Consider the following 19,924-nt stretch of genomic DNA (forward strand, 5'->3'; position numbering starts at 1 on the left):
CTCAGCCCCGGCGCCGCCCCCGGTGCAGCCGGTCGCCGCCCGCCAGGATCGCCGCCGCCAGGGCGTCCGCCGCGTCCTGCGCGGACGCGCGCCGCTCGCCGTGCAGGAGCACGAAGTCGACCGAGCCGAGCTCCGGCAGGCCCGCCCGGTCGGGCACCCGGACCAGACCCGGCGGGATCAGCCCGCGCGAGTGCGCCATCACGCCGAGACCGGCGCGCGCCGCCGCCACCAGGCCGTTCAGGCTGCCGCTCGTGCAGGCCACCCGCCAGGCCCGGCCGCGCCGCTCCAGCGCCTCGAAGGCGAGCGCACGGGTGATGCCGGGCGGCGGATAGACGATCAGCGGCACCGGACGCTCGGGGTCGAGCCGCAGCCGCTCGGCGCCGATCCAGACCAGGTCGTCGTGCCAGACCAGCTCGCCGCGCGGGTCCTCCGGGCGCCGCTTGGCGAGCACCAGGTCGAGCCTGCCCGCGTCCAGCTGCTTGTGCAGCGTGCCCGACAGCTCGACGGTCAGCTCCAGGTCGACGTCCGGGTGCTCCTGCCGGAAGGACTCCAGGATGTCGGTGAGGTGCGTCAGGACGAAGTCCTCCGACGCCCCGAACCGCAGCCGCCCGCGCAGGCGGCGCCCGGTGAAGAACGCCGCCGCCTGCTCGTGCGCCGCGAGGATCCGGCGGGCGAAGCCGAGCAGCGCCTCGCCGTCCTCGGTCAGCTCCACGCTGTGCGTGTCGCGGGTGAAGAGCTGGCGCCCGGTGGCGTCCTCCAGGCGGCGCACGTGCTGGCTGACGGTCGACTGGCGCAGGCCGAGGCGGCGGGCGGCCCGCGTGAAGCTCAGCGTCTGGGCGACCGCGAGGAACGTACGGAGCTGCGCGGGGTCGTACACGGTGACCAGCCTAGACCCGCTCATCGCGAAACGTGATGACAGTCAGAGCGGTATGCGGGATTCCCGATCACACCCGGCAGGAGGATCATGGAAAGGGCACGTCCCGCACCGAGAGCATGGAGCACCGTGAAACGCCTGAAGTGGCCGTCGTGGATGCCGGTCGACCCGTACATCGTGGCGTTGCTCGCGACCGTGGGCGTCGCGGCCCTGCTGCCCGCGCGCGGCACCCCGGCCGATGTCGCCTCCGGCGCCTCCACCGCCGCCGTCTCGCTGCTCTTCTTCCTCTACGGCGCCCGGCTCTCCACCCGCGAGGCGCTCGACGGACTCAAGCACTGGCGGCTGCACCTCACGGTCCTGCTCTGCACGTTCGTCGCGTTCCCGCTGCTCGGGCTCGCGGCGAAGGGGCTCGTCCCGTACGTCCTGACGCCCGCCCTCTACAGCGGTTTCCTCTTCCTCACCCTGGTGCCCTCGACGATCCAGTCGTCCATCGCCTTCACCTCGATGGCCCGCGGCAACGTCCCCGCGGCGATCTGCGCGGGCTCCTTCTCCTCGCTCGCCGGCATCGTGCTCACCCCGCTGCTCGCCGCGGCGCTGCTCGGCGGCAGCGGGGCCGGGTTCTCCGCCGACTCGCTCCTCAAGATCGTGCTGCAACTGCTCGTGCCGTTCCTCGCGGGGCAGTTCCTGCGCCGGTGGGTGGGCGGCTTCATCGCCCGCCACAAGAAGATCCTCGGGTACGTCGACCGCGGGTCGATCCTGCTCGTCGTCTACACCGCGTTCAGCGAAGGCATGGTGCAGGGCATCTGGCACCAGGTGCACCCGCTGCGGCTGCTCGCCCTGCTCGGCGTCGAGGCGGTGCTGCTCGCGGCCATGCTGGCACTGACCTGGTTCGGCGCGAAGCGGCTCGGCTTCGGGCGCGCCGACCGCATCGCCGTCCAGTTCGCGGGGTCGAAGAAGTCGCTGGCCGCCGGGCTGCCCATGGCGAGCGTCCTGTTCGGCGCGCAGGCCTCGCTGGCCGTGCTGCCGCTGATGCTCTTCCACCAGATGCAGCTGATGGTCTGCGCGGTCATCGCCAAGCGCCGCTCCCGCGACCCGGAGGAGTTCGTCAGCGAGCCGCCGCGAGCCGCAGAGACACGAACCGCGGCCGGTACAGCGACACGTTCCGGCTGATGTTCGCCTGCGCGTTGGCGGGCGTCGCGTCCAGCCAGTTCACGTCGTAGCTGAGGACGACGCGGCCGTTGCCGCCGAGCGCCGGGTGGGCCTGCGGGTTGTAGGCGGCCGTGTCCTGGCGGGGCGCGCCGTCCTTCGGCAGCGGCGCCTCGAAGGCCTTGGCCGGGCCGTGCCAGGGCCCGGTGGGGGAGCAGGACCAGTACGACGTGACGTTCGTCAGGCCCTCGGTGCCCGCTGCCATCGTGAACAGCACATAGGTCCCCTCGTCCCGCACCACCGTGAACGCGCTGCCCACCCCCTTGCGCTCGCCGTCCCCGAGGACCGGCCGGGGCGTGACGTCGTGCCCCCACTCCTCGCCGTCCCAGTACTCCCAAGCGGAGGTCTCCGCGAGCCTGCCGTGCGGGACGCGCGCGACGTAGGCGTGGGAGGTCCGGCGCGCGGTCGCCTGGGCGTCCGTGCCGCCGAACACGTACGTCCAGCCGTCGTCGTCGACCGTCGTCGTGCCGTACAGGACCCGCTTGGCCGGATCGCCGACCGACTGCTGGTCGGAGACCTTCACGATGCCCTCGACCCGCAGGTCGGGCAGCGAGAGCGTGGCGACCTCCGTGGCGAGCGGCACGCCGTAGATCCAGGGGCCCTGGCTCGCCATGCGGTTCCACAGCAGCACGCGCACGACCTGCTCGTCGGAGCCGGGGGAGCGGGGCTCCACGCGCGCCGCGACCGGCCAGCGCCACTGCTGGGGCGCCGGGTCGGGGAAGAGCGGGGCGGTGAGGGTCCGCCCGAGAGTGCCCGAACGGGACATCACCACGGCCGAGTTGCGGACCATGGGCGCGTTCGTGTCGCGCCAGGTGTGCGGCTGTCCTGCCGGGTTCGGCGGCGCGTGGACCTGTCCGAGGAAGGTGTCGGAGAACAGCCACAGCAGGCGCCCGTCGGGCAGGCGCACCGAGTGGGTGCCGTCGCCGCCGGTCCAGTCGTCGGTGCGGGCCGTGTCGTCGCCGTAGCGCGCGAACTCCCCGGTGACCTCGTCGTCGGCGGCCCAGGACGCCACGGTGCGCGGGCGGCACGCCGCACCGCCCTCCCGGTCGTCCGGGAGGGCGATGAGCAGCACGGCCGCGCAGGCCAGGGCGAGCAGCAGGACCAACAGGACCCTGCGCGGCCCCGGGGCGGGACGTTCTCGGGCGGACACGCCCGGGACGTTAGTTGCTGTCGCGCACGCGGTCCATGGGGAGTCGGACGACGGTGTCCCGCGTCACAGCGGCCCCATTGGTGCGCAGGGCTTCCATCTCGGCGTCGCTCAACGCCCGGTCGTACAAGCGGACTTCATCCAGTGATCCGGCGAAGTGGGCGCGGCTGTCGAGGCGTTGGCCGACGTGGACGCCGAAGGGTGAGTTGCGGCTGACCGAGCCCGGCACGTCGGCGGCGGTGACCTGGGCGCCGTCGAGGAACAGCGTGAGGTGCCCGGCGCCCCGGCGCAGCGCGATGTGGTGCCACTGGCCGTCGTTGTACGCGCTCGTGGTGCGCACGGACGCGGACCGCGGGGCGGCGGCGCCGTCGCGGGTGGTGATCAGGCCGGTGACGCGGTTGCTCGCGGGCTCGCCGCGCAGCCACACCTGCGGCTGGTTGGTGCCGATGCCCCCCATCCACAACAGCGGCTGCTCGCCGCTCGTCGCGGTGTAGCGGAACCACAGCGAGGCGGTGAAGTCCTTGGTACCGAGCGGCAGTCGGTCGCTGTAGGGCAGGCGTACGGCGTCGTCGGTGCCGTCGAGGGCGAGCGCGCCGCCGAAGCGGCCCTCGGTCGCGCGGGCCCCGCCGAGCACGGCCGCGGGAGGGGCCTTCGGGGCGAGGTCGGGGGTCGTGGGGTCCGGGCCCCGGCGCGGCGCGAGCCAGTCCTCGGTGAAGCGGGCGAAGCGGATCTCGTCGCGCGCGTCGACCGCGCCGCCCTCGTACAGCAGGCCCACGTGCGCGGCGTCGGCCCGCACCATGTCGGAGTAGCCGGACCAGTCCGTCGTCACCGTGGTGCCGCGGTCGACGCTGTCCCAGGTGCGGCCGCCGTCGTAGGAGGAGCGGATCTGCATCGTGCGGCGGCGGTCGGGGTCGCCGGGGCAGGCGAGCAGCATCCGGCGGCCGAACTGGAGCGTGGAGCCCTGCACTTGCGGGGTGTAGAGGTCGGGGATCGCCCGGAAGGGCGCGGCGAAGGAGTCGCCGCCGTCGCGGCTGAGCGCGTGCGTGCGATGCCCCAGGTCGGTGCCGTCCTGCTCGCGTCCGCTGACGTACACGGCCCCGTCGGGCCGCTCGGTGACCGTCATCTCGGAGGGCTTCTGGCGGAACGTGCCGTCGGCGGCGATCGGGTACGAGTCCGTCGCGCCGATCCGCCAGCGGTCGCCGCCGTCGTCGCTCACGATCAGCGCGGCGTGGTTGGCGGTGACCCGACCGCCGTCCCAGGTCTCGGCGTTGACGGCGAAGACGAGCCGTCCCGCGTGCCGGCCGCGGGTCAGCTGGACGCCGTGCACGGGCCCGGTCGCGTACCAGGAGTTCCAGTCGTCGGGCAGGATCTCCTCGCTCAGGTCGCGCGGCTCCGACCAGCTGCTGCCGTCGTCGTCGCTGTACTGGAGGTGGGGCGTGCGGTCGCACGGCACGTCGCAGTTCTTCCCGTCCGTGCGCCCGGTGTTGTACGTCTCCGCGAGGAGGACGCGGCCGCTCTCGCGGTCCACGACGGGCGCGGGGTTGCCGTGGGTGTCGCCCCCGCCCTCGTTGACGACCTGGAGCGGCCCCCAGGTGCGGCCGCCGTCGTGCGACCGCTTGAGCACCAGGTCGATGTCGCCGGCGTCGCTGCAGTCGTTGACCCGGCCCTCGGCGAAGGCGAGGAGCGTGCCCTTGGCCGTCTTCACCACGGCAGGGATGCGGAAGCAGGCGTACCCGGGGTCCTGGGAGGCCTTGAACAGCACCTGTTGCTCGAACGGCGGGGTCTGCGGCGACGGCGCCGCCTGGGTGGCGGGCGCGGGGAGCAGGACGCCCAGGGCCGCCGCGGTCAGGGCGGCGACGGCGGTGCGGAGGGATCTGCGGCGTACACGGAGACTCGATGGCATGGTGCGGCCCGCCTTTCTGGCGACGGCGACTCATGGCGATGACGACCCCGGACGCGGAGTGACCGGACATCCTGACATCCCACGTCCAACGTGTGCGCCACAGACGCTACTTGGGGCGTCAGGACCCCACAAGGACCCGTACGTCAGGGGATCAGCACGACCTTTCCGAGGTTGCCCCGCGACGCGATCGCCCCGTGCGCCTTCGCCGCGTCCTCCAGCGCGAACTCGGCGTGCACGGCGGGCCGCAGCGCGCCCTCGGCGAACAGCCGCCACAGCTCCCGCCGCCAGGCCTCGTACACCTCGGGCCGCCCGCGCGCGACGAGCGCCATCTGGAAGCCGACGACCGCCTTCGCGCCGACGAGCAGGTCGTACGCCGCCACGGTGCCGCCGCCCGAGCTGTAGGCGACCAGGCGGCCGTGCGGGGCGAGGGACCGCACGGCGGGCGTGAGCAGATCGCCGCCGACCGCGTCCAGGACGTAGTCGACGGGCTCGCCCCACTCCTCGCGGTCGTACGTGACGACCTCGTCGGCGCCGAGCCCGCGCACGAAGCCGGCCTTGGCGGTGTCGGAGACGGCGCCGACGACACGCGAGGCGCCCTTCAGCCGCGCGAGCCGCACGGCGAGATGACCGACGCCGCCGGCCGCGGCAGTGATCAGCGCCGCTTCGCCGGGCGCGGGCCGCGCGGCGTCCAGGGCGCCGAGGGCGACGAGGCCGGAGCGGACCAGGGCGACCGCGTCCACGGCGCTCGCGCCGTCCGGGACGGGCGAGGCCATCGCGGCGCGGAGCAGGGCGAACTCGGCGTACCCGTGCCCGAACACGAGCCCGGTGACGCGGTCGCCCGGCGCGTGGCCGGTGACGCCGTCGCCGAGTGCGACGACCCGCCCGGCGATCTCCCCGCCGAGGGCGATCGGCTCCCGGTCCTCGCCGACCTTGCGGACGACGGGCAGGGTCACCCCGATGGCCTCGACCCGCACGAGGAGCTCGCCGGGGCCGGGTTCGGGGGCGGGGACGTCCTCCAGGAACAGGACCTCGGGGCCACCGCTGCGCTCGTAGCGGACACGACGCATCCGCACCACCTCCATGGGTCGGGGAGCCGACCGGACGCGCGGGCCGACTCCCAGGCGGGAAACCGTTGGGGACTCCAACGATGTACCTCACCGTAGAGGCTATTCATTGGGAAGTCCAACGACTATTCGCTAGGCTTGCCCCATGCCCACGACACCGCCCGCACCCAGCACCATCCGCACCCTGCCCAGCTGGCTGCTCGGCCGCGCGGCGGCCCGGGGCCGCGGCCTGGTCGCCGAGGCGCTGGCCCGCGAGGGCCTGAAGATGTGGCACCACGTGGTGCTGTCCGCCGTCGCGGACCTCGGCCCCGTCGCCCAGGCGGAACTGGGCCGCAGCGTCTCGCTCGACCCCAAGGACATGGTCGGCGTCATCAACGACCTCCAGTCCGAGGGCCTCGTCGACCGCGCCCCGGACCCCAAGGACCGCCGCAAGAACGCGATCACGATCACGCCGAAGGGAAAGCGCCTGGTGGCCCGCTGCGCGGAGGCGGCCGCACGCGCCAACGACGAACTCCTCGCGCCGCTTTCGGCGGCCGAGCGGGAGCGGTTCCTGGAGATGCTGACGCGGATCTCCGGCGTCGGGGGCGGGCCGGAGGCGTAGCGGGAGGGGGAGCCGGGGCGCGGCGGGCAGGGGCCCGGCCGGCGCAGGGGGCGCTCCCCGCCGGCCGGGGCGCCGCCGCCGTGCGGCGGGCGGCCCGGGTCAGCCCTGGGCGGCCGCGGCCCGCAGGGCGACGCGGTGCTCGCCCGCGTACACGTTCATGGAAGAGCCGCGCAGGAAGCCGACGAGCGTCAGGCCCGTCTCGGCGGCCAGGTCGACGGCGAGCGAGGACGGCGCGGAGACCGCCGCGAGCACCGGGATGCCCGCCATCACCGCCTTCTGGGCGAGCTCGAAGGAGGCGCGGCCCGAGACGAGCAGGATCGCCCGGGACAGCGGGAGGCCGCCGTTCTGGAGGGCGCGCCCGACCAGCTTGTCCACGGCGTTGTGCCGCCCCACGTCCTCCCTTATGTCGAGCAGCTCGCCCGTCTCGGAGAAGAGCGCCGCCGCGTGCAGGCCCCCGGTGCGGTCGAAGACCCGCTGGTCCGCGCGGAGCCGGTCGGGCAGGCTCGCGAGCAGCTCGGTCCCGACGCGGACCGGGGGAGCGTCGGCGATCGGGAACCGGGCCGTGGTGCGGACCGCGTCCAGGCTCGCCTTGCCGCACAGGCCGCACGACGAGGTCGTGTAGACGTTGCGCTCCAGCGTGATGTCGGGCAGGACGACACCGGGCGCCGTGCGCACGTCCACCACGTTGTACGTGTTCGAACCGTCCTGGGTGGCGCCCGCGCAGTACACGATGTTCAGCAGGTCCGCCGCGCCCCCGAGGACCCCCTCGCTCACCAGGAAGCCCGCCGCGAGCGCGAAGTCGTCGCCCGGCGTGCGCATGGTGATGGCGAGCGGCTTGCCGTTGAGCCGGATCTCCAGGGGTTCCTCGGCGACGAGCGTGTCGGGCCGCTCCGAGACGTGCCCGTCCCGGATCCGGATCACCTTGCGTCGTTCCGTGACTCGTCCCATGTCTTGATCAGTCCCGGTTCTGTACGTGCTGGTAGCCGAAGCGGCCCTTGATGCAGAGGTTGCCGTGGGTCACCGGGTTGTCGTGCGGCGAGGTGACCTTGACGATCTCATTGTCCTGCACATGGAGCGTGAGGTTGCAGCCGACTCCGCAGTACGCGCACACGGTCGTCGTCTCGGACTGCGCGGACTCGTCCCAGGTGCCGGCCGCCCGCATGTCGAACTCCGACGTGAAGCTGAGCGCGCCCGTCGGGCAGACCTCGATGCAGTTGCCGCAGTACACGCACGCCGATTCGGTCAGCGGCGCGTCGTGCTCGACGGCGATACGGGCGTCGAAGCCGCGTCCGGCGACGGAGATCGCGAAGGTGTTCTGCCACTGCTCGCCACAGGCGTCGACGCACTTGTAGCAGAGGATGCACTTGTCGTAGTCGCGCACGTAGAGGTCGTTGTCGACCCTCGGCTCCTCGTTCAGGCGCGCCGCGTCCGGGCCGAAGCGGTCGGGCTTCGCCCCGTACTCCTTCAGCCAGTCCGCCACCTTCGGCGTGGTCGACAAGTCGACCGAGGAGGCGAGGAGTTCCAGGACGAGCCTGCGGCTGTGGCGGGTGCGCCCGGTGTCCGTGCGGACGCGCATGCCGGGCTCGGCACGCCGGGAACAGGCGGGCGCGAGCGTACGGGCGCCCTCCACCTCCACGACGCACACCCGGCAGGCGTTCTTGGGCGTGAGCGTGTCGCCCGCGCAGAGGGTGGGGACGTCCGTGCCCGCCGCGCGGCAGGCGTCCAGGATCGTGGCCCCCTCCGGGACCCGGGCCTCCGCGCCGTCCAGGGTGAACTCGACGAGGCGGCGCGGCGGTTGGAGCGGGATCGCGGTCATGCGGCGGTCGCCTCCCTGCGGCGGTTCGCGGTCATGGGGCGGTTCGCGGTCATGGGGCGGTCGCCCCCGACGAACGGTTCGCTGTCGCCCGGACGGTTCACTGTCACTCGTACGCCCCCAAGCGGTCGATGGCGGACTCCACGGCGTTCCACGCGGTCTGCCCCAGACCGCAGATCGAGGCGTCCCGCATGGCCCGCCCCACGTCCCGCAGCAGCGCGATGTCGGCGGCGGCGTCGGCGCCGGTCCGCTCGGCGATGCGGCGCAGCGCCTCCTCCTGACGGACGGTGCCGACCCGGCAGGGCACGCACTGGCCGCACGACTCCTCGCGGAAGAACTCCGCGATGCGCAGCAGGACGCGCGGGAGCGGCACGCTGTCGTCGAGGGCGAGCACGACGCCGGAACCGAGCGTGGTCCCGGCCTCGCGGGTGCCCTCGAAAGTGAGCGGGACGTCCAGCTCGTCGGGCCGTACGAACCCGCCGGCCGCGCCGCCCAGGAGAACGGCGCGCAGCCGGTCGCGCACCCCCGCGAGGGCGAGCAGCTCCCCGAGCGTCGCCCCGAAGGGCAGTTCGTAGACACCGGGCCTGGCCACGGCCCCGGAGACGCAGAACAGCTTGGGGCCGGTGGACCGGGCCGTGCCGATGGCGGCGTAGGCGGCGGCGCCCATGGTGAGGATCGGCAGGACGTTCACGAGGGTCTCGACGTTGTTCTCGGCGGTCGGCTTCCCGAAGAGCCCCTTCTCCACGGGGAAGGGCGGCTTGGCGCGCGGCTCGCCCCGGTAGCCCTCGATGGAGTTGAACAGGGCGGTCTCCTCGCCGCAGATGTACGCGCCCGCGCCGCGCCGGATCTCGATGTCGAAGGCGTACCCCTGACCGAGCACGTCGTCGCCGAGGAAGCCGCGGGCGCGGGCCTGCGCGACGGCGTGTTCGAGCCGGTGGAGCGCGCGGGGGTACTCGCCGCGCAGGTACAGGTAGCCGCGGTGGGCGCCGACCGCGTACCCGGCGACGGTCATCGCCTCGACGAGCGCGTACGGATCGCCCTCCATGATCACGCGGTCCTTGAAGGTCCCGGGCTCCGACTCGTCGGCGTTGCAGACGAGGTGATGCGGGTGGTCGGGCTGGGCGGCGGTGGACTGCCACTTCCGCCCCGTGGGGAAGGCGGCGCCGCCCCGCCCGACGAGCCCGGACTCGGTGACCTCACGGATGACCTCGGCGGGCCCGATGGCGAAGGCGCGACGCAGGGCGGTGTAGCCGCCGTGGGCGCGGTAGTCGTCGAGGGAGGCGGGGTCGACGGTGCCGATGCGCTGGAGCAGGAGGAGGGCGGGGTCACCGGCTTGGGGGACGGCGCGGGACGCCGGGGGCTCGGCGGGGGTGGACTCGGGGTCGGCGGCGGCGAGGGCGATCGTGCCGGGTGCGGCGGGGGCGAGGGTGGCGGTGGCGTGGACCTTCTCCCCGCTCCCGCCCCTCCCCGAATCCAGTGGCCCCACCGCCACGGGGGCGCCGTTCTCGGGGCTCCGCCCCGGACCCCGCTCCTCACACACCGGAGGGGCTGGATTTCCAGCCGGTCCGGCGTGTGAGGCCGAACGCGGCGAAGCCGGTGACGGCGTCAGCCCTTTGCCGGGGTCCGCCGGAGGCCCCGCCCGCACCACCACCGCCGCCGGAGCCCGCTCGCAGAGCCCCAGGCAGGGGCTCGCCTCGACCGTCGCCCCCGCTACGGAGCCCAGCCGTTCCATCAGCCCCGCGCCCCCGCACACCACATCCGTGCACACCCGCACCACGGTCGAGGCCCTGGGCCGCACCGAGAACATGGAGTAGAACGTCGCCACCCCGTAGCCCTCCGCGGGAGGCACCGTCAGCCGCCTGCACAGATAGTCCAGGCCCCCCTCGCTCACCCACCCCACCCGGTCGTTGAGCGCGTGCAGCCCCGGCAGCAGCAGGTCACGCCGCTCCCGCGCCGCACGGCCACCCCGAGCCCACCGCAGATCCGCCTCGCTGCGGGACCCGCCCCCCTCCCACGCGGACGCCGGCGGCCCCAGCACCGCGTCGACGGCGGCCCGCTCCTCGTCCGTCGGCTCGGTGTCACCGAAGTGCAGATCCATGCCACGTCACCCCACCGCTGCGGTCAGCTTGTCGATCCGGATCGCCGAGGCCTTGAACTCCGCCGTCCCCGCGATCGGACAGTTCGCCTCGATCGTCAGCTGGTTGGTGTCGACCTCGTCGGGAAAGTGCATCGTCATGAAGGCGAGTCCGGGCCGCAGCCCCGGGTCCACCCACACCGGTGCCACCACCGCGCCCCGCCGCGAGGAGACCCGCACCTCCTCGCCCACCGCGACCCCGTACCGCTCGGCGTCCTCCGGACACAGCTCGACGTACTCGCCGCGCCGCAGCGGGGAGGCGTAACCACCGCTCTGCACACCGGTGTTGTAGGAGTCGAGCCGACGGCCCGTGGTCAGGCGGATCGGATACGTCTCGTCGGTGAGGTCCACCGGAGGGTCGTGCGCGACGAGCCCGAAGGGCGCGAGCGGGCCCCGCCGCGCCGGGTCCGCGTCCCACAACCTGCCGTGCAGATACGTCGGTTCGAGCCGGTCGTCGTCGGGACACGGCCACTGGATGCCCTGAAGCTCCTCCAGGCGTTCGTACGTCATGCCGCGGTGGTCCGGCGACACCGACCGCAGCTCGTCCCAGACCGCCCGCGCGTCCGCGTACTTCCAGTCGTGCCCGAGCAGCCCGGCGAGCTCGCAGAGGATGTCGATGTCCTCGCGCGCCTCACCGGGCGGCCGCACCGCCCTGCGCACCCGCTGCACGCGCCGCTCGCTGTTGGTCGTCGTGCCGTCGGTCTCGGCCCACGCGGCGGTCGCGGGCAGCACCACGTCCGCCAGTTCGGCGGTCTTCGTCAGGAAGATGTCCTGCACGACCAGGAAGTCCAGGGCGCGCAGGCGCCGCGTCGCCTGTTCGCTGTCCGCCTCCGACTGCGCGGGATTCTCGCCGATGCAGTAGACCGCCTTGAGGGTGCCCTCCTCCATCGCCTCGAACATCTCGGTGAGGTTCAGTCCGTAGCGGGGCTGGATGACCGTGTCCCAGGCCGACTCGAACTTCCCGCGCGCGTCCGCGTCGAGGATGTCCTGGAAGCCGGGCAGCCGGTTGGGGATGGCGCCCATGTCGCCGCCGCCCTGGACGTTGTTCTGGCCGCGCAGCGGTTGCAGGCCCGAGCCGTAGCGGCCGACGTGGCCGGTCAGGAGCGACAGATTGATCAGGGCGCGTACGTTGTCGGTGCCGTTGTGGTGCTCGGTGATGCCGAGCGTCCAGCACAGCTGGGCCCGCTCGGCGCGCGCGTAGGCGTGCGCCAACTCCCGTATCGCCGCGGCCGGTACGCCCGTCACCTGCTCGGCGAGCGACAGGGTCCACGGTTCGACGAGGGCCGCGTACTCCGCGTACTCCGTCGTCGCGCGCTCGACGAACGCGCGGTTGGCCAGGCCCGCGTGGATGATCTCGCGGCCGATCGCGTGCGCGAGGGGGATGTCCGTGCCGACGTTCGGGCCGAGCCAGCTCTCCGCCCATTCGGCGGTCTTCGTGCGGCGCGGGTCGACCGCGTACATCCGGGCGCCGTTCCTGATCCCCTTCAGGACGTGCTGGAAGAAGATCGGGTGCGCGAAGCGGGCGTTGGAGCCCCACATCACGATCACGTCCGTGTGCTCGACCTCTTCGTACGAGGACGTCCCGCCGCCCGACCCGAAGGCGGCGGACAGACCGGCGACGCTCGGCGCGTGACAGGTGCGGTTGCAGGAGTCGACGTTGTTCGTGCCCATCACGACGCGCGCGAACTTCTGGGCCACGTAGTTCATCTCGTTGGTCGCGCGGGCGCAGGAGAACATCCCGAAGGCGCCGCGCGCGGCCCGCAGTCCGGCCGCCGTGCGGGCCAGGGCCTCCTCCCAGGTGGCCCGGCGCAGCGGCTCGCCGCGGGAGTCGCGGACCAGTGGGTGGGTGAGTCGGGTGTAGGTCTTGGGGGTACGGGCGCGTGGGCTCATGATGCGGTCCTCACGGGGCTCATGCGGTGGTCCTCAAGGGGCTGATACGGCGGTCCTCGAAGGGGCTCATGCGGCGGTCCTCAGGGCGAGCAGGTCCGCGATGGCGTGCACGGTGCGGAGCGTGGGCACCGGGACCCCGGTGACGTCCGCCAGTTCGACGACGGCCGCGAGCAGCACGTCGAGTTCGAGGGGCCTGCCGCGCTCCAGGTCCTGGAGCGTGGAGGTGCGGTGGTCGCCGACGCGCTCGGCGCCCGCCAGGCGGCGCTCCACGGAGACGCCGGGTGCGCAGCCGAGGGCCGCGGCCACCGCGAGCGTCTCGTTCATCATGATCTCGATGACGCGCCGGGTGCCGCCGTGGCGGCACATCTCGCGCATCGTGGCGCGGGCCAGCGCGCTGATCGGGTTGAAGGAGATGTTGCCGAGCAGCTTGATCCAGATGTCGGCGCGCAGCTCCGGTTCGACCGGGCACTTCAGGCCGCCCGCGACCATCGCCTCGCTGAACGCGGCGCAGCGCGCCGAGCGGGTCCGGTCGGGCTCGCCGACGGAGAACCGCGTGCCCTCCAAGTGGCGTACCACGCCCGGACCTTCGAGCTCCGTCGCCGCGTAGACCACGCAGCCGACGGCCCGTTCGGGCGCGAGCACGGCACTGACCGTGCCGCCCGGGTCCACGCTCTCGACGCGCCGCCCGTCGTGCGGGCCGCCGTGCCGGTGGAAGTACCACCAGGGGATGCCGTTCTGCGCGGCGACCACCGCGGTCGCCTCGTGCAGGAGCGGCTCGATCAGCGGCCCGCACGCCGCGTACGCGTGGGCCTTCAGGCCCAGGAAGACGAAGTCGACGGGGCCGATCTCGGCCGGGTCGTCGGTGGCACGGGCCCGCGCGGTGAAGTCGCCGCGCGGGCTCAGCACCCGTACTCCGTGCTGCCTCATGGCCGCCAGATGCGGTCCACGGGCGACGAGATGGACGTCGGCGCCCGCGCGGTGCAGCGCGGCTCCGACATAGGCGCCGATCGCACCGGCACCGAGGACTGCGACTTTCACGGCGGGACGCTCCATTCGGTCGAGGGAAGGAACGTATGGAGAAGGCGTCGACGGAATATTGTCTACAGTATGGAAGTTGGGTCGGCAAGAGGTCGCGCTGGACATCGCATACCGTCGACCGTCCCATCGACCCGTCCCGTGTGCCCCCTTCCCAACTCCGCCTCCGGTTCCTACCGTTCGGGATCATGAGTCCCCCCATCGCGCCCCCGGGCTGGAGCCGCTGGCTCGTGCCGCCCGCCGCCCTCTCGGTGCATCTGTCCATCGGCCAGGCCTATGCCTGGAGCGTCTTCAAGCCGCCTCTCGAATCCGCGCTGCACCTCAGCGGCACCCAGAGCGCGCTGCCCTTCCAGGTCGGCATCGTCATGCTCGGCCTGTCCGCCGCGTTCGGCGGCACACTGGTCGAGCGCAACGGCCCGCGCTGGGCGATGACCGTCGCCCTGGTCTGCTTCTCCTCGGGCTTCCTGATCGCCGCGCTGGGCGCCGCGATCAGCCAGTACTGGCTGATCGTGTTCGGCTACGGCTTCGTCGGCGGGATCGGACTCGGCATCGGCTACATCTCACCCGTCTCCACGCTCATCAAGTGGTTCCCCGACCGCCCCGGCATGGCCACCGGCATCGCGATCATGGGATTCGGCGGCGGTGCGCTCATCGCCTCGCCGTGGAGCGCGCAGATGCTCGACGCCTTCGGCACGGACTCCCGCGGCATCGCGCTCGCGTTCCTCGTGCACGGCCTCACCTACGCCGTCTTCATGACGCTCGGCGTGCTCCTGGTACGCGTGCCGCGTACGGAGGGTGCGCGCGGCCCCGGTGCGCCCGGCGTGCTCGACGGGCCCCAGGTCTCCGCGCGGACCGCCGTCCGCACCCCGCAGTTCTGGTGCCTGTGGGTCGTCCTGTGCATGAACGTCACCGCGGGCATCGGCATCCTGGAGAAGGCCGCCCCGATGATCACGGACTTCTTCGCGGACACCTCGACGCCCGTGTCGGTCTCCGCCGCGGCCGGCTTCGTCGCGCTCCTTTCGGCCGCCAACATGGCCGGACGCATCGGCTGGTCGTCGGCCTCCGACCTGATCGGCCGCAAGAACGTCTACCGCGTCTACCTCGGCGCGGGCGCGCTCATGTACCTCCTGATCGCCCGCTTCGGAGACACCTCCAAGCCGCTGTTCATCGTCTGCGCGCTGGTGATCCTCTCGTTCTACGGAGGGGGCTTCGCGACGATCCCCGCGTATCTGAAGGACCTCTTCGGCACCTATCAGGTCGGCGCCATCCACGGCAGGCTGCTCACCGCCTGGTCCACGGCCGGTGTGCTCGGCCCGCTCATCGTCAACCGCGTCGCCGACCACCAGGAGGAGGCGGGCAGGCACGGCTCCGCGCTCTACGGCCTCTCCTTCGCGATCATGATCGGGCTGCTCGTCGTGGGCTTCGTCGCGAACGAGCTCGTCCGCCCCGTCCACCCCCGCCACCACATTCCCGCCCCGAAGGAGGCCGCCGATGACCACACCACCGAGCGCACCGCCCCGTGACCGCCGCGCGTTGATCGTGTTCGCGTGGCTCTGGGTGGGTCTGCCCCTCGGTTACGGCCTCTATGAACTCGTACACAAGGTCACACAGCTCTTCAGAGGGTGACGGCCTCATGAGAAGCATCCAAACCACGCACCCCATTCCTGTTGCTTTACGTGCACTGTTACTCGTGAGTCGCTGACCAGACTGGACGGTCCCGCATCTCCGGCAACAAGGGGGACCCGTCCATGCACGGCTCACGCATCGCCGCCGTCGGCCACTACCAGCCCGCCAAGATCCTCACCAACGAGGATCTCGCGGGCATGGTCGACACCAGCGACGAGTGGATCCGCTCCCGCGTGGGCATCCGTACGCGGCACATCGCGGGCCCCGAGGAGCCCGTCGACGAGCTGGCCGCGCACGCGGGCGGCAAGGCCCTGGCCGCCGCGGGCCTGTCCCCGGACGCGATCGACCTGGTCCTGGTCGCCACCTCCACGGCCATCGACCGCTCGCCGAACACGGCCGCCCGCGTGGCCGCGCGCCTCGGCATCCCGTCGGCGTCCACGATGGACATCAACGTCGTCTGCGCGGGCTTCACGCACACCCTCGCCACCGCCGACCACACCGTGCGGGCCGGCGCCGCCACCCGGGCCCTGGTCATCGGCGCCGACAAGATGTCCGAGGTCACCGACTGGACCGACCGCACGACCTGCGTCCTGACCGGCGACGGCGCAGGCGCGGCCGTCGTCGAGGCGTGCGCCCCCGGCGAGGAGCCCGGCATCGGGCCGGTGCTGTGGGGCTCGGTCCCCGAGATGGGCAACGCCGTCCGCATCGAGGGCCTGCCGCCCCGCTTCGCCCAGGAGGGCCAGAGCGTCTACCGCTGGGCGACGACCCAGCTGCCGCCGCTCGCCCGCCAGGCCTGCGAGCGCGCCGGACTCACCCCGGCCGACCTCGCCGGGGTCGTCCTGCACCAGGCCAACCTCCGCATCATCGAGCCGCTCGCCGAGCGCATCGGCGCCGTGAACGCCGTCGTGGCCCGCGATGTCGTCGAGTCCGGCAACACCTCGGCGGGGAGCATCCCCATGGCGCTGTCCAAGCTCGTGGAGCGGGGGGAGATCCGGTCCGGCGACCCGGTGCTGCTCTTCGGCTTCGGCGGCAACCTGTCGTACGCGGGGCAGGTCGTGCGCTGCCCCTGACCGTGGGGAACGCGTCACCCGCGACGGTGTGACCGGCTCAACTCCCCCTGGTGCTGGTCCCTGTGGCTCGTAGACTGTAGACAAAAGGCAATCGTCGAGGAGGGGACCGCGATGTTGTCCACAGGACTGCCGCAGGGGGCGGTGCCCCGGCTCGAACGCCCCGGACCGCTCAGGGAGCGGGTCTACGAGGCGCTGCTCGAACTCATCACGACCCGTGCGCTCCAGCCGGGCCAGCACCTCGTCGAGAGCGAACTGGCCGGGCACCTCGGCGTCTCGCGCCAGCCGGTGCGCGAGGCGCTGCAACGGCTGAACACCGAGGGCTGGGTCGACCTGCGGCCCGCCCAGGGCGCCTTCGTGCACGAGCCGACCGAGGAGGAGGCGGACCAACTCCTCACGGTCCGCACGCTGCTGGAGGCCGAGGCCGCCCGGCTCGCCGCCGCGAACACCGGCACCGCGGGCATCACGGCCCTGGACGAGCTCTGCGCCCAGGGCGAACAGGCCGTGGCGGACGGCGACGTGGAGCGCGTGGTCGCCCTCAACGCCGCCTTCCACGCCAAGGTGATGGAGCTCGCGGGCAACGTGGTGCTCGCCGAGCTCGCCGCGCAGGTCGACCGCAGGGTCCGCTGGTACTACACGCCGGTCGCCCGGCAGCGCGGCCGTCAGTCCTGGCTGGAGCACCGCGAGCTGATCGCGGCGATCGCCGAGCGCGACGAGCGGAGTGCCACGGAGATCATGCGCGCGCACACCGAGCACACCCGGCAGACGTACCACCAGCGCGAGCGCGGCTGACGCCCCCGGATCGGCCGAGCCGCGTCGGGACACCCGCCCCGCCGTCTACTCTCCCGGTGCGGCCCGTACCGCCTGTGTCTGCGTGGTCTGCCCCACGAGCCGCCCCTCGGCGTCGAACAGCTCGGTCCGCACGGTGACGAGGGTGCGGCCCGCGTGCAGCGGACGGGCCACCGCGCGTACCGTGCCCGCGCGCACGGCGTGGAAGAAGGTGGTCGTGGACGCGACCGTCGACGTGCTCGCGCCCGCCGGCAGGCCGAGGAAGGCGCACACCGCGCCGACCGTGTCGGCCAGCGTCATCAGCGCCCCGCCGTGCAGCACGCCGCCCGCGGTGCACAGCTCCGGCGACCAGCCGAGCGTGCCCTCGACCCGGCCGGGCCCCGCCTCCTCGAAGGCGATGCCGAGGTGTGCGGCGAAGGGGACCGCACCGGGCAACTGGGCCCGCAGTTCGTTCTGGGGCAGGGTGTCCGACATGGGGTGACCTTCCGTCGAGGGGCCGAGGCGCCGCCGGGAACCACCGTGCGGCCCGGGCCCCCGGCGCGTCGATTACCCCGGAGGTAAGCCAGCGCCGCCGGACGACCGGGAGAAGAGACATGGCCGCCAGCCACCGCATACGCCCCGTGATCATGGAAGACGTCCCCATGGCCGTCGACACGCTCGCGCGGGCCTTCGCCGACTACGCCTTCACGCGCCACGTCGTCGCGGCCGACGGCCACGAGGACCGGGTGCGCCGCTTCCAGGAGCTCTTCCTGACCCGCATCGGCATGGTGTACGGGAGGGTCTGGGTCGCCGGGGCCGGGCGCGCCGTCGCCGTGTGGACCACGCCGGACCGTGACCCCACGCCGGGCTTCGCCGCGATCGGCCCGCTGATCGACGAGCTCGCGGGCGACCGCGCGGCCTGGTTCGCGTCGGCGGACCACGCGCTGCGCCCGCACCGGCCGCGGCGCCCCGCGTGGTTCCTCGCCACGGTGGGCGTCGACCCCGATGCGCAGGGCCAGGGGCTCGGCAAGGCCGTGATCAGGCCCGGCCTGGCAGCCGCCGACCGCGCCGGGCACCCCTGCTTCCTGGAGACCTCCACCGAGCGCAACGTCGCGTTCTACGAACGGCTCGGCTTTGCCGTCACCGCCGACGTCACCCTCCCCGACGGCGGCCCGCGCACTTGGTGCATGCTCCGCGAACCGGCCTGAGGGGGCGGCCCGTTCGCTCTTTGTCCTGTGACTGGAGAAAGTCATGGGTAATTCGCGCGCAACTTCTTCCCACTCCCGGCAGGCACTGCTACGTTCCCCTCGAAAGCTTGAAGGAAGCCCGACGGCACGGCGTTCGCGCCCGAGGGCAAGGCCACGGGAAGCCCGATGAGGCGGGGAGGGGCGCGTGAGACGTATGACGGCTCGACCCGCCAACGCGCACCAGGCGCGACTGCTGCGGCTGTTGCGCGACGGGGGCCCCAACTCCCGTGCACAGCTGGGTGATCAGGTCGACCTCTCGCGGTCCAAGCTGGCCGTCGAGGTCGACCGGCTCCTGGAGACCGGTCTCGTGGTCGCCGACGGACTCGCCGCCTCGCGCGGCGGCCGCCGCTCCCACAACATCCGTCTGGCCCCTGGCCTCCGCTTCCTCGGCGTGGACATCGGCGCGACCTCGGTCGACGTCGCGGTCACCAACGCCGAGCTGGAGGTCCTCGGCCACATCAACCAGCCCATGGACGTGCGCGAGGGCCCGGTCGCGGTCTTCGAGCAAGTCCTCGCCATGGCGGCCAAGTTGAAGGCCTCCGGGCTCGCGGAAGGGTTCGACGGCGCCGGTATCGGCGTCCCCGGTCCCGTCCGCTTCCCCGAAGGCGTGCCGGTCGCGCCGCCGATCATGCCGGGGTGGGACGGCTTCCCCGTCAGGGAGGCCCTCAGCCAGGAGCTTGGCTGTCCCGTCATGGTCGACAACGACGTGAACCTCATGGCGATGGGGGAGCAGCACGCGGGCGTCGCACGCTCCGTGGGCGACTTCCTCTGCGTCAAGATCGGCACGGGCATCGGCTGCGGCATCGTCGTCGGCGGTGAGGTCTACCGCGGTACGACGGGCAGCGCCGGCGACATCGGACACATCCAGTCCGAACCGGACGGACGCCCCTGCGCCTGCGGCAACAAGGGCTGCCTGGAGGCCTACTTCAGCGGCGCGGCGCTCGCCCGCGACGCCGAGGAGGCGGCCAGGGAGGGACGTTCGCAGGAGCTCGCCGCGCGGCTCGACGAGACGGGGCGGCTCAGCGCCGTCGACGTCGCGGCGGCCGCCGCCGCGGGTGACGCCACCGCGCTCGACCTGATCCGCGACGGCGGAAACCGCACCGGCCAGGTCATCGCGGGCCTCGTCAGCTTCTTCAATCCCGGCCTCGTGGTGATCGGGGGCGGGGTGACCGGACTCGGCCACACCCTGCTCGCCGCGATCCGCACCCAGGTCTACCGCCAGTCGCTGCCCCTGGCGACCGGCAACCTCCCCATCGTCCTGGGCGAGTTGGGCCCCACCGCCGGAGCCATCGGCGGGGCGCGGCTCATCAGCGACCACCTGTTCTCACCGGCGTAACGCGGTACGCGCGGCGTCACGTCGTACCGAGAGCACCACTCGTACCTCTGCGCGTAGAGCACCACTCGTACCTCTGCACGTAATGCACCACTCGTACTCCTGCGCGTAGAGCACCACGCCCGTCGTACCGTCGCGTCACCCTCACCCAGTACAGCGCCCTGCCCTGCCCTGCTCCGAACGCACCCGCACCCGCACCGCGCGACCCCCAGTCCT

Annotated in this window: 17 protein-coding genes; 7 read left to right on the forward strand and 10 right to left on the reverse strand. The window is 73.0% G+C overall.

Annotated features, from left to right (window positions below; all coding sequences use genetic code 11):
- Position 1 precedes the first annotated feature (1 nt).
- Positions 2-877 carry a LysR substrate-binding domain-containing protein gene (locus tag AB0L89_RS30080; RefSeq protein ID WP_365147900.1) on the reverse strand — a complete coding sequence of 292 codons (876 nt, stop codon included), beginning with the start codon at positions 875-877 and terminating at the stop codon, positions 2-4.
- Between the two features lie 126 nt (positions 878-1,003).
- On the opposite strand from AB0L89_RS30080, the gene AB0L89_RS30085 reads away from it, so the two are divergent.
- On the forward strand, positions 1,004-2,044 hold the full coding sequence (locus tag AB0L89_RS30085; protein WP_365147654.1) for a bile acid:sodium symporter family protein: 1,041 nt from the start codon (positions 1,004-1,006) through the stop codon (positions 2,042-2,044).
- On the opposite strand, the gene AB0L89_RS30090 is transcribed toward AB0L89_RS30085, so the two are convergent.
- From AB0L89_RS30090 to AB0L89_RS30100, 3 genes are all read right to left on the reverse strand, one after another.
- Positions 1,980-3,230 carry a DUF4185 domain-containing protein gene (locus AB0L89_RS30090; protein WP_365147657.1) on the reverse strand — a complete coding sequence of 417 codons (1,251 nt, stop codon included), beginning with the start codon at positions 3,228-3,230 and terminating at the stop codon, positions 1,980-1,982. The genes AB0L89_RS30085 and AB0L89_RS30090 overlap by 65 nt on opposite strands.
- Positions 3,231-3,240: 10 nt before the next feature.
- Complete coding sequence (locus AB0L89_RS30095; RefSeq protein WP_365147660.1) at positions 3,241-5,130, reverse strand: sialidase family protein; 1,890 nt, start codon at positions 5,128-5,130, stop codon at positions 3,241-3,243.
- Between the two features lie 143 nt (positions 5,131-5,273).
- On the reverse strand, positions 5,274-6,197 hold the full coding sequence (locus AB0L89_RS30100; RefSeq protein WP_365147663.1) for a zinc-binding dehydrogenase: 924 nt from the start codon (positions 6,195-6,197) through the stop codon (positions 5,274-5,276).
- 142 nt (positions 6,198-6,339) lie between these two features.
- On the opposite strand from AB0L89_RS30100, the gene AB0L89_RS30105 reads away from it, so the two are divergent.
- On the forward strand, positions 6,340-6,795 hold the full coding sequence (locus AB0L89_RS30105; protein WP_365147666.1) for a MarR family winged helix-turn-helix transcriptional regulator: 456 nt from the start codon (positions 6,340-6,342) through the stop codon (positions 6,793-6,795).
- A gap of 99 nt (positions 6,796-6,894) precedes the next feature.
- Here the strand turns inward: AB0L89_RS30105 and fdhD are convergent, their stop codons facing one another.
- The 5 genes from fdhD to AB0L89_RS30130 all read right to left on the reverse strand — a co-directional run bounded on the left by fdhD (position 6,895) and on the right by AB0L89_RS30130 (position 13,670).
- Positions 6,895-7,743 (reverse strand): formate dehydrogenase accessory sulfurtransferase FdhD, encoded by an 849-nt coding sequence (fdhD, locus tag AB0L89_RS30110; protein ID WP_365147669.1) that lies wholly within the window; start codon positions 7,741-7,743, stop codon positions 6,895-6,897.
- Positions 7,744-7,750: 7 nt separating this feature from the next.
- Positions 7,751-8,611, reverse strand: coding sequence for a 2Fe-2S iron-sulfur cluster-binding protein (locus AB0L89_RS30115; RefSeq protein WP_365147671.1), 861 nt, complete (start codon positions 8,609-8,611; stop codon positions 7,751-7,753).
- Positions 8,612-8,714: 103 nt separating this feature from the next.
- Positions 8,715-10,706, reverse strand: a complete 1,992-nt coding sequence (locus tag AB0L89_RS30120; protein ID WP_365147674.1) for an NADH-ubiquinone oxidoreductase-F iron-sulfur binding region domain-containing protein — start codon at positions 10,704-10,706, stop codon at positions 8,715-8,717.
- Between the two features lie 6 nt (positions 10,707-10,712).
- Positions 10,713-12,632, reverse strand: coding sequence for a molybdopterin-dependent oxidoreductase (locus tag AB0L89_RS30125; protein ID WP_365147677.1), 1,920 nt, complete (start codon positions 12,630-12,632; stop codon positions 10,713-10,715).
- 66 nt (positions 12,633-12,698) lie between these two features.
- Complete coding sequence (locus AB0L89_RS30130; protein ID WP_365147680.1) at positions 12,699-13,670, reverse strand: 2-dehydropantoate 2-reductase; 972 nt, start codon at positions 13,668-13,670, stop codon at positions 12,699-12,701.
- 185 nt (positions 13,671-13,855) lie between these two features.
- Here AB0L89_RS30130 and AB0L89_RS30135 point away from each other — a divergent pair, with 185 nt between their 5' ends.
- The 3 genes from AB0L89_RS30135 to AB0L89_RS30145 all read left to right on the forward strand — a co-directional run bounded on the left by AB0L89_RS30135 (position 13,856) and on the right by AB0L89_RS30145 (position 17,152).
- Positions 13,856-15,190, forward strand: coding sequence for an OFA family MFS transporter (locus tag AB0L89_RS30135; protein WP_365147682.1), 1,335 nt, complete (start codon positions 13,856-13,858; stop codon positions 15,188-15,190).
- Positions 15,191-15,415: 225 nt separating this feature from the next.
- Positions 15,416-16,363: a beta-ketoacyl-ACP synthase III gene (locus AB0L89_RS30140; RefSeq protein WP_365147685.1), complete on the forward strand. Its 948-nt coding sequence runs from the start codon at positions 15,416-15,418 to the stop codon at positions 16,361-16,363.
- Between the two features lie 111 nt (positions 16,364-16,474).
- The gene (locus tag AB0L89_RS30145) at positions 16,475-17,152 is read left to right on the forward strand and encodes a GntR family transcriptional regulator (protein WP_365147688.1); all 678 of its coding nucleotides are present in this window, start codon (positions 16,475-16,477) and stop codon (positions 17,150-17,152) included.
- Between the two features lie 45 nt (positions 17,153-17,197).
- On the opposite strand, the gene AB0L89_RS30150 is transcribed toward AB0L89_RS30145, so the two are convergent.
- On the reverse strand, positions 17,198-17,623 hold the full coding sequence (locus tag AB0L89_RS30150; RefSeq protein WP_365147691.1) for a PaaI family thioesterase: 426 nt from the start codon (positions 17,621-17,623) through the stop codon (positions 17,198-17,200).
- A 119-nt stretch (positions 17,624-17,742) separates the two neighbouring features.
- Between AB0L89_RS30150 and AB0L89_RS30155 the strand changes: the two genes are divergently transcribed.
- Together AB0L89_RS30155 and AB0L89_RS30160 are read left to right on the forward strand one after the other, a co-directional pair.
- Complete coding sequence (locus tag AB0L89_RS30155; RefSeq protein ID WP_365147694.1) at positions 17,743-18,336, forward strand: GNAT family N-acetyltransferase; 594 nt, start codon at positions 17,743-17,745, stop codon at positions 18,334-18,336.
- Between the two features lie 193 nt (positions 18,337-18,529).
- Positions 18,530-19,711, forward strand: coding sequence for an ROK family transcriptional regulator (locus tag AB0L89_RS30160; protein WP_055702478.1), 1,182 nt, complete (start codon positions 18,530-18,532; stop codon positions 19,709-19,711).
- The last annotated feature ends 213 nt before the right edge of the window (positions 19,712-19,924 follow it).

The organism is Streptomyces sp. NPDC052114, assembly GCF_040680155.1.
Classification (GTDB): Bacteria; Actinomycetota; Actinomycetes; order Streptomycetales; family Streptomycetaceae; genus Streptomyces.

Excerpts from the sequence above, each read along its gene's own strand:
- AB0L89_RS30145 (WP_365147688.1), top strand. The coding sequence starts at position 16,475 with ATGTTGTCCACAGGACTGCCGCAGGGGGCGGTGCCCCGGCTCGAACGC.
- AB0L89_RS30150 (WP_365147691.1), bottom strand. The coding sequence starts at position 17,623 with ATGTCGGACACCCTGCCCCAGAACGAACTGCGGGCCCAGTTGCCCGGT.
- AB0L89_RS30115 (WP_365147671.1), bottom strand. The coding sequence starts at position 8,611 with ATGACCGCGATCCCGCTCCAACCGCCGCGCCGCCTCGTCGAGTTCACC.
- AB0L89_RS30100 (WP_365147663.1), bottom strand. The coding sequence starts at position 6,197 with ATGCGTCGTGTCCGCTACGAGCGCAGCGGTGGCCCCGAGGTCCTGTTC.
- fdhD (WP_365147669.1), bottom strand. The coding sequence starts at position 7,743 with ATGGGACGAGTCACGGAACGACGCAAGGTGATCCGGATCCGGGACGGG.
- AB0L89_RS30160 (WP_055702478.1), top strand. The coding sequence starts at position 18,530 with ATGACGGCTCGACCCGCCAACGCGCACCAGGCGCGACTGCTGCGGCTG.
- AB0L89_RS30125 (WP_365147677.1), bottom strand. The coding sequence starts at position 12,632 with ATGAGCCCACGCGCCCGTACCCCCAAGACCTACACCCGACTCACCCAC.
- AB0L89_RS30155 (WP_365147694.1), top strand. The coding sequence starts at position 17,743 with ATGGCCGCCAGCCACCGCATACGCCCCGTGATCATGGAAGACGTCCCC.
- AB0L89_RS30105 (WP_365147666.1), top strand. The coding sequence starts at position 6,340 with ATGCCCACGACACCGCCCGCACCCAGCACCATCCGCACCCTGCCCAGC.
- AB0L89_RS30135 (WP_365147682.1), top strand. The coding sequence starts at position 13,856 with ATGAGTCCCCCCATCGCGCCCCCGGGCTGGAGCCGCTGGCTCGTGCCG.
- AB0L89_RS30140 (WP_365147685.1), top strand. The coding sequence starts at position 15,416 with ATGCACGGCTCACGCATCGCCGCCGTCGGCCACTACCAGCCCGCCAAG.
- AB0L89_RS30095 (WP_365147660.1), bottom strand. The coding sequence starts at position 5,130 with ATGCCATCGAGTCTCCGTGTACGCCGCAGATCCCTCCGCACCGCCGTC.
- AB0L89_RS30120 (WP_365147674.1), bottom strand. The coding sequence starts at position 10,706 with ATGGATCTGCACTTCGGTGACACCGAGCCGACGGACGAGGAGCGGGCC.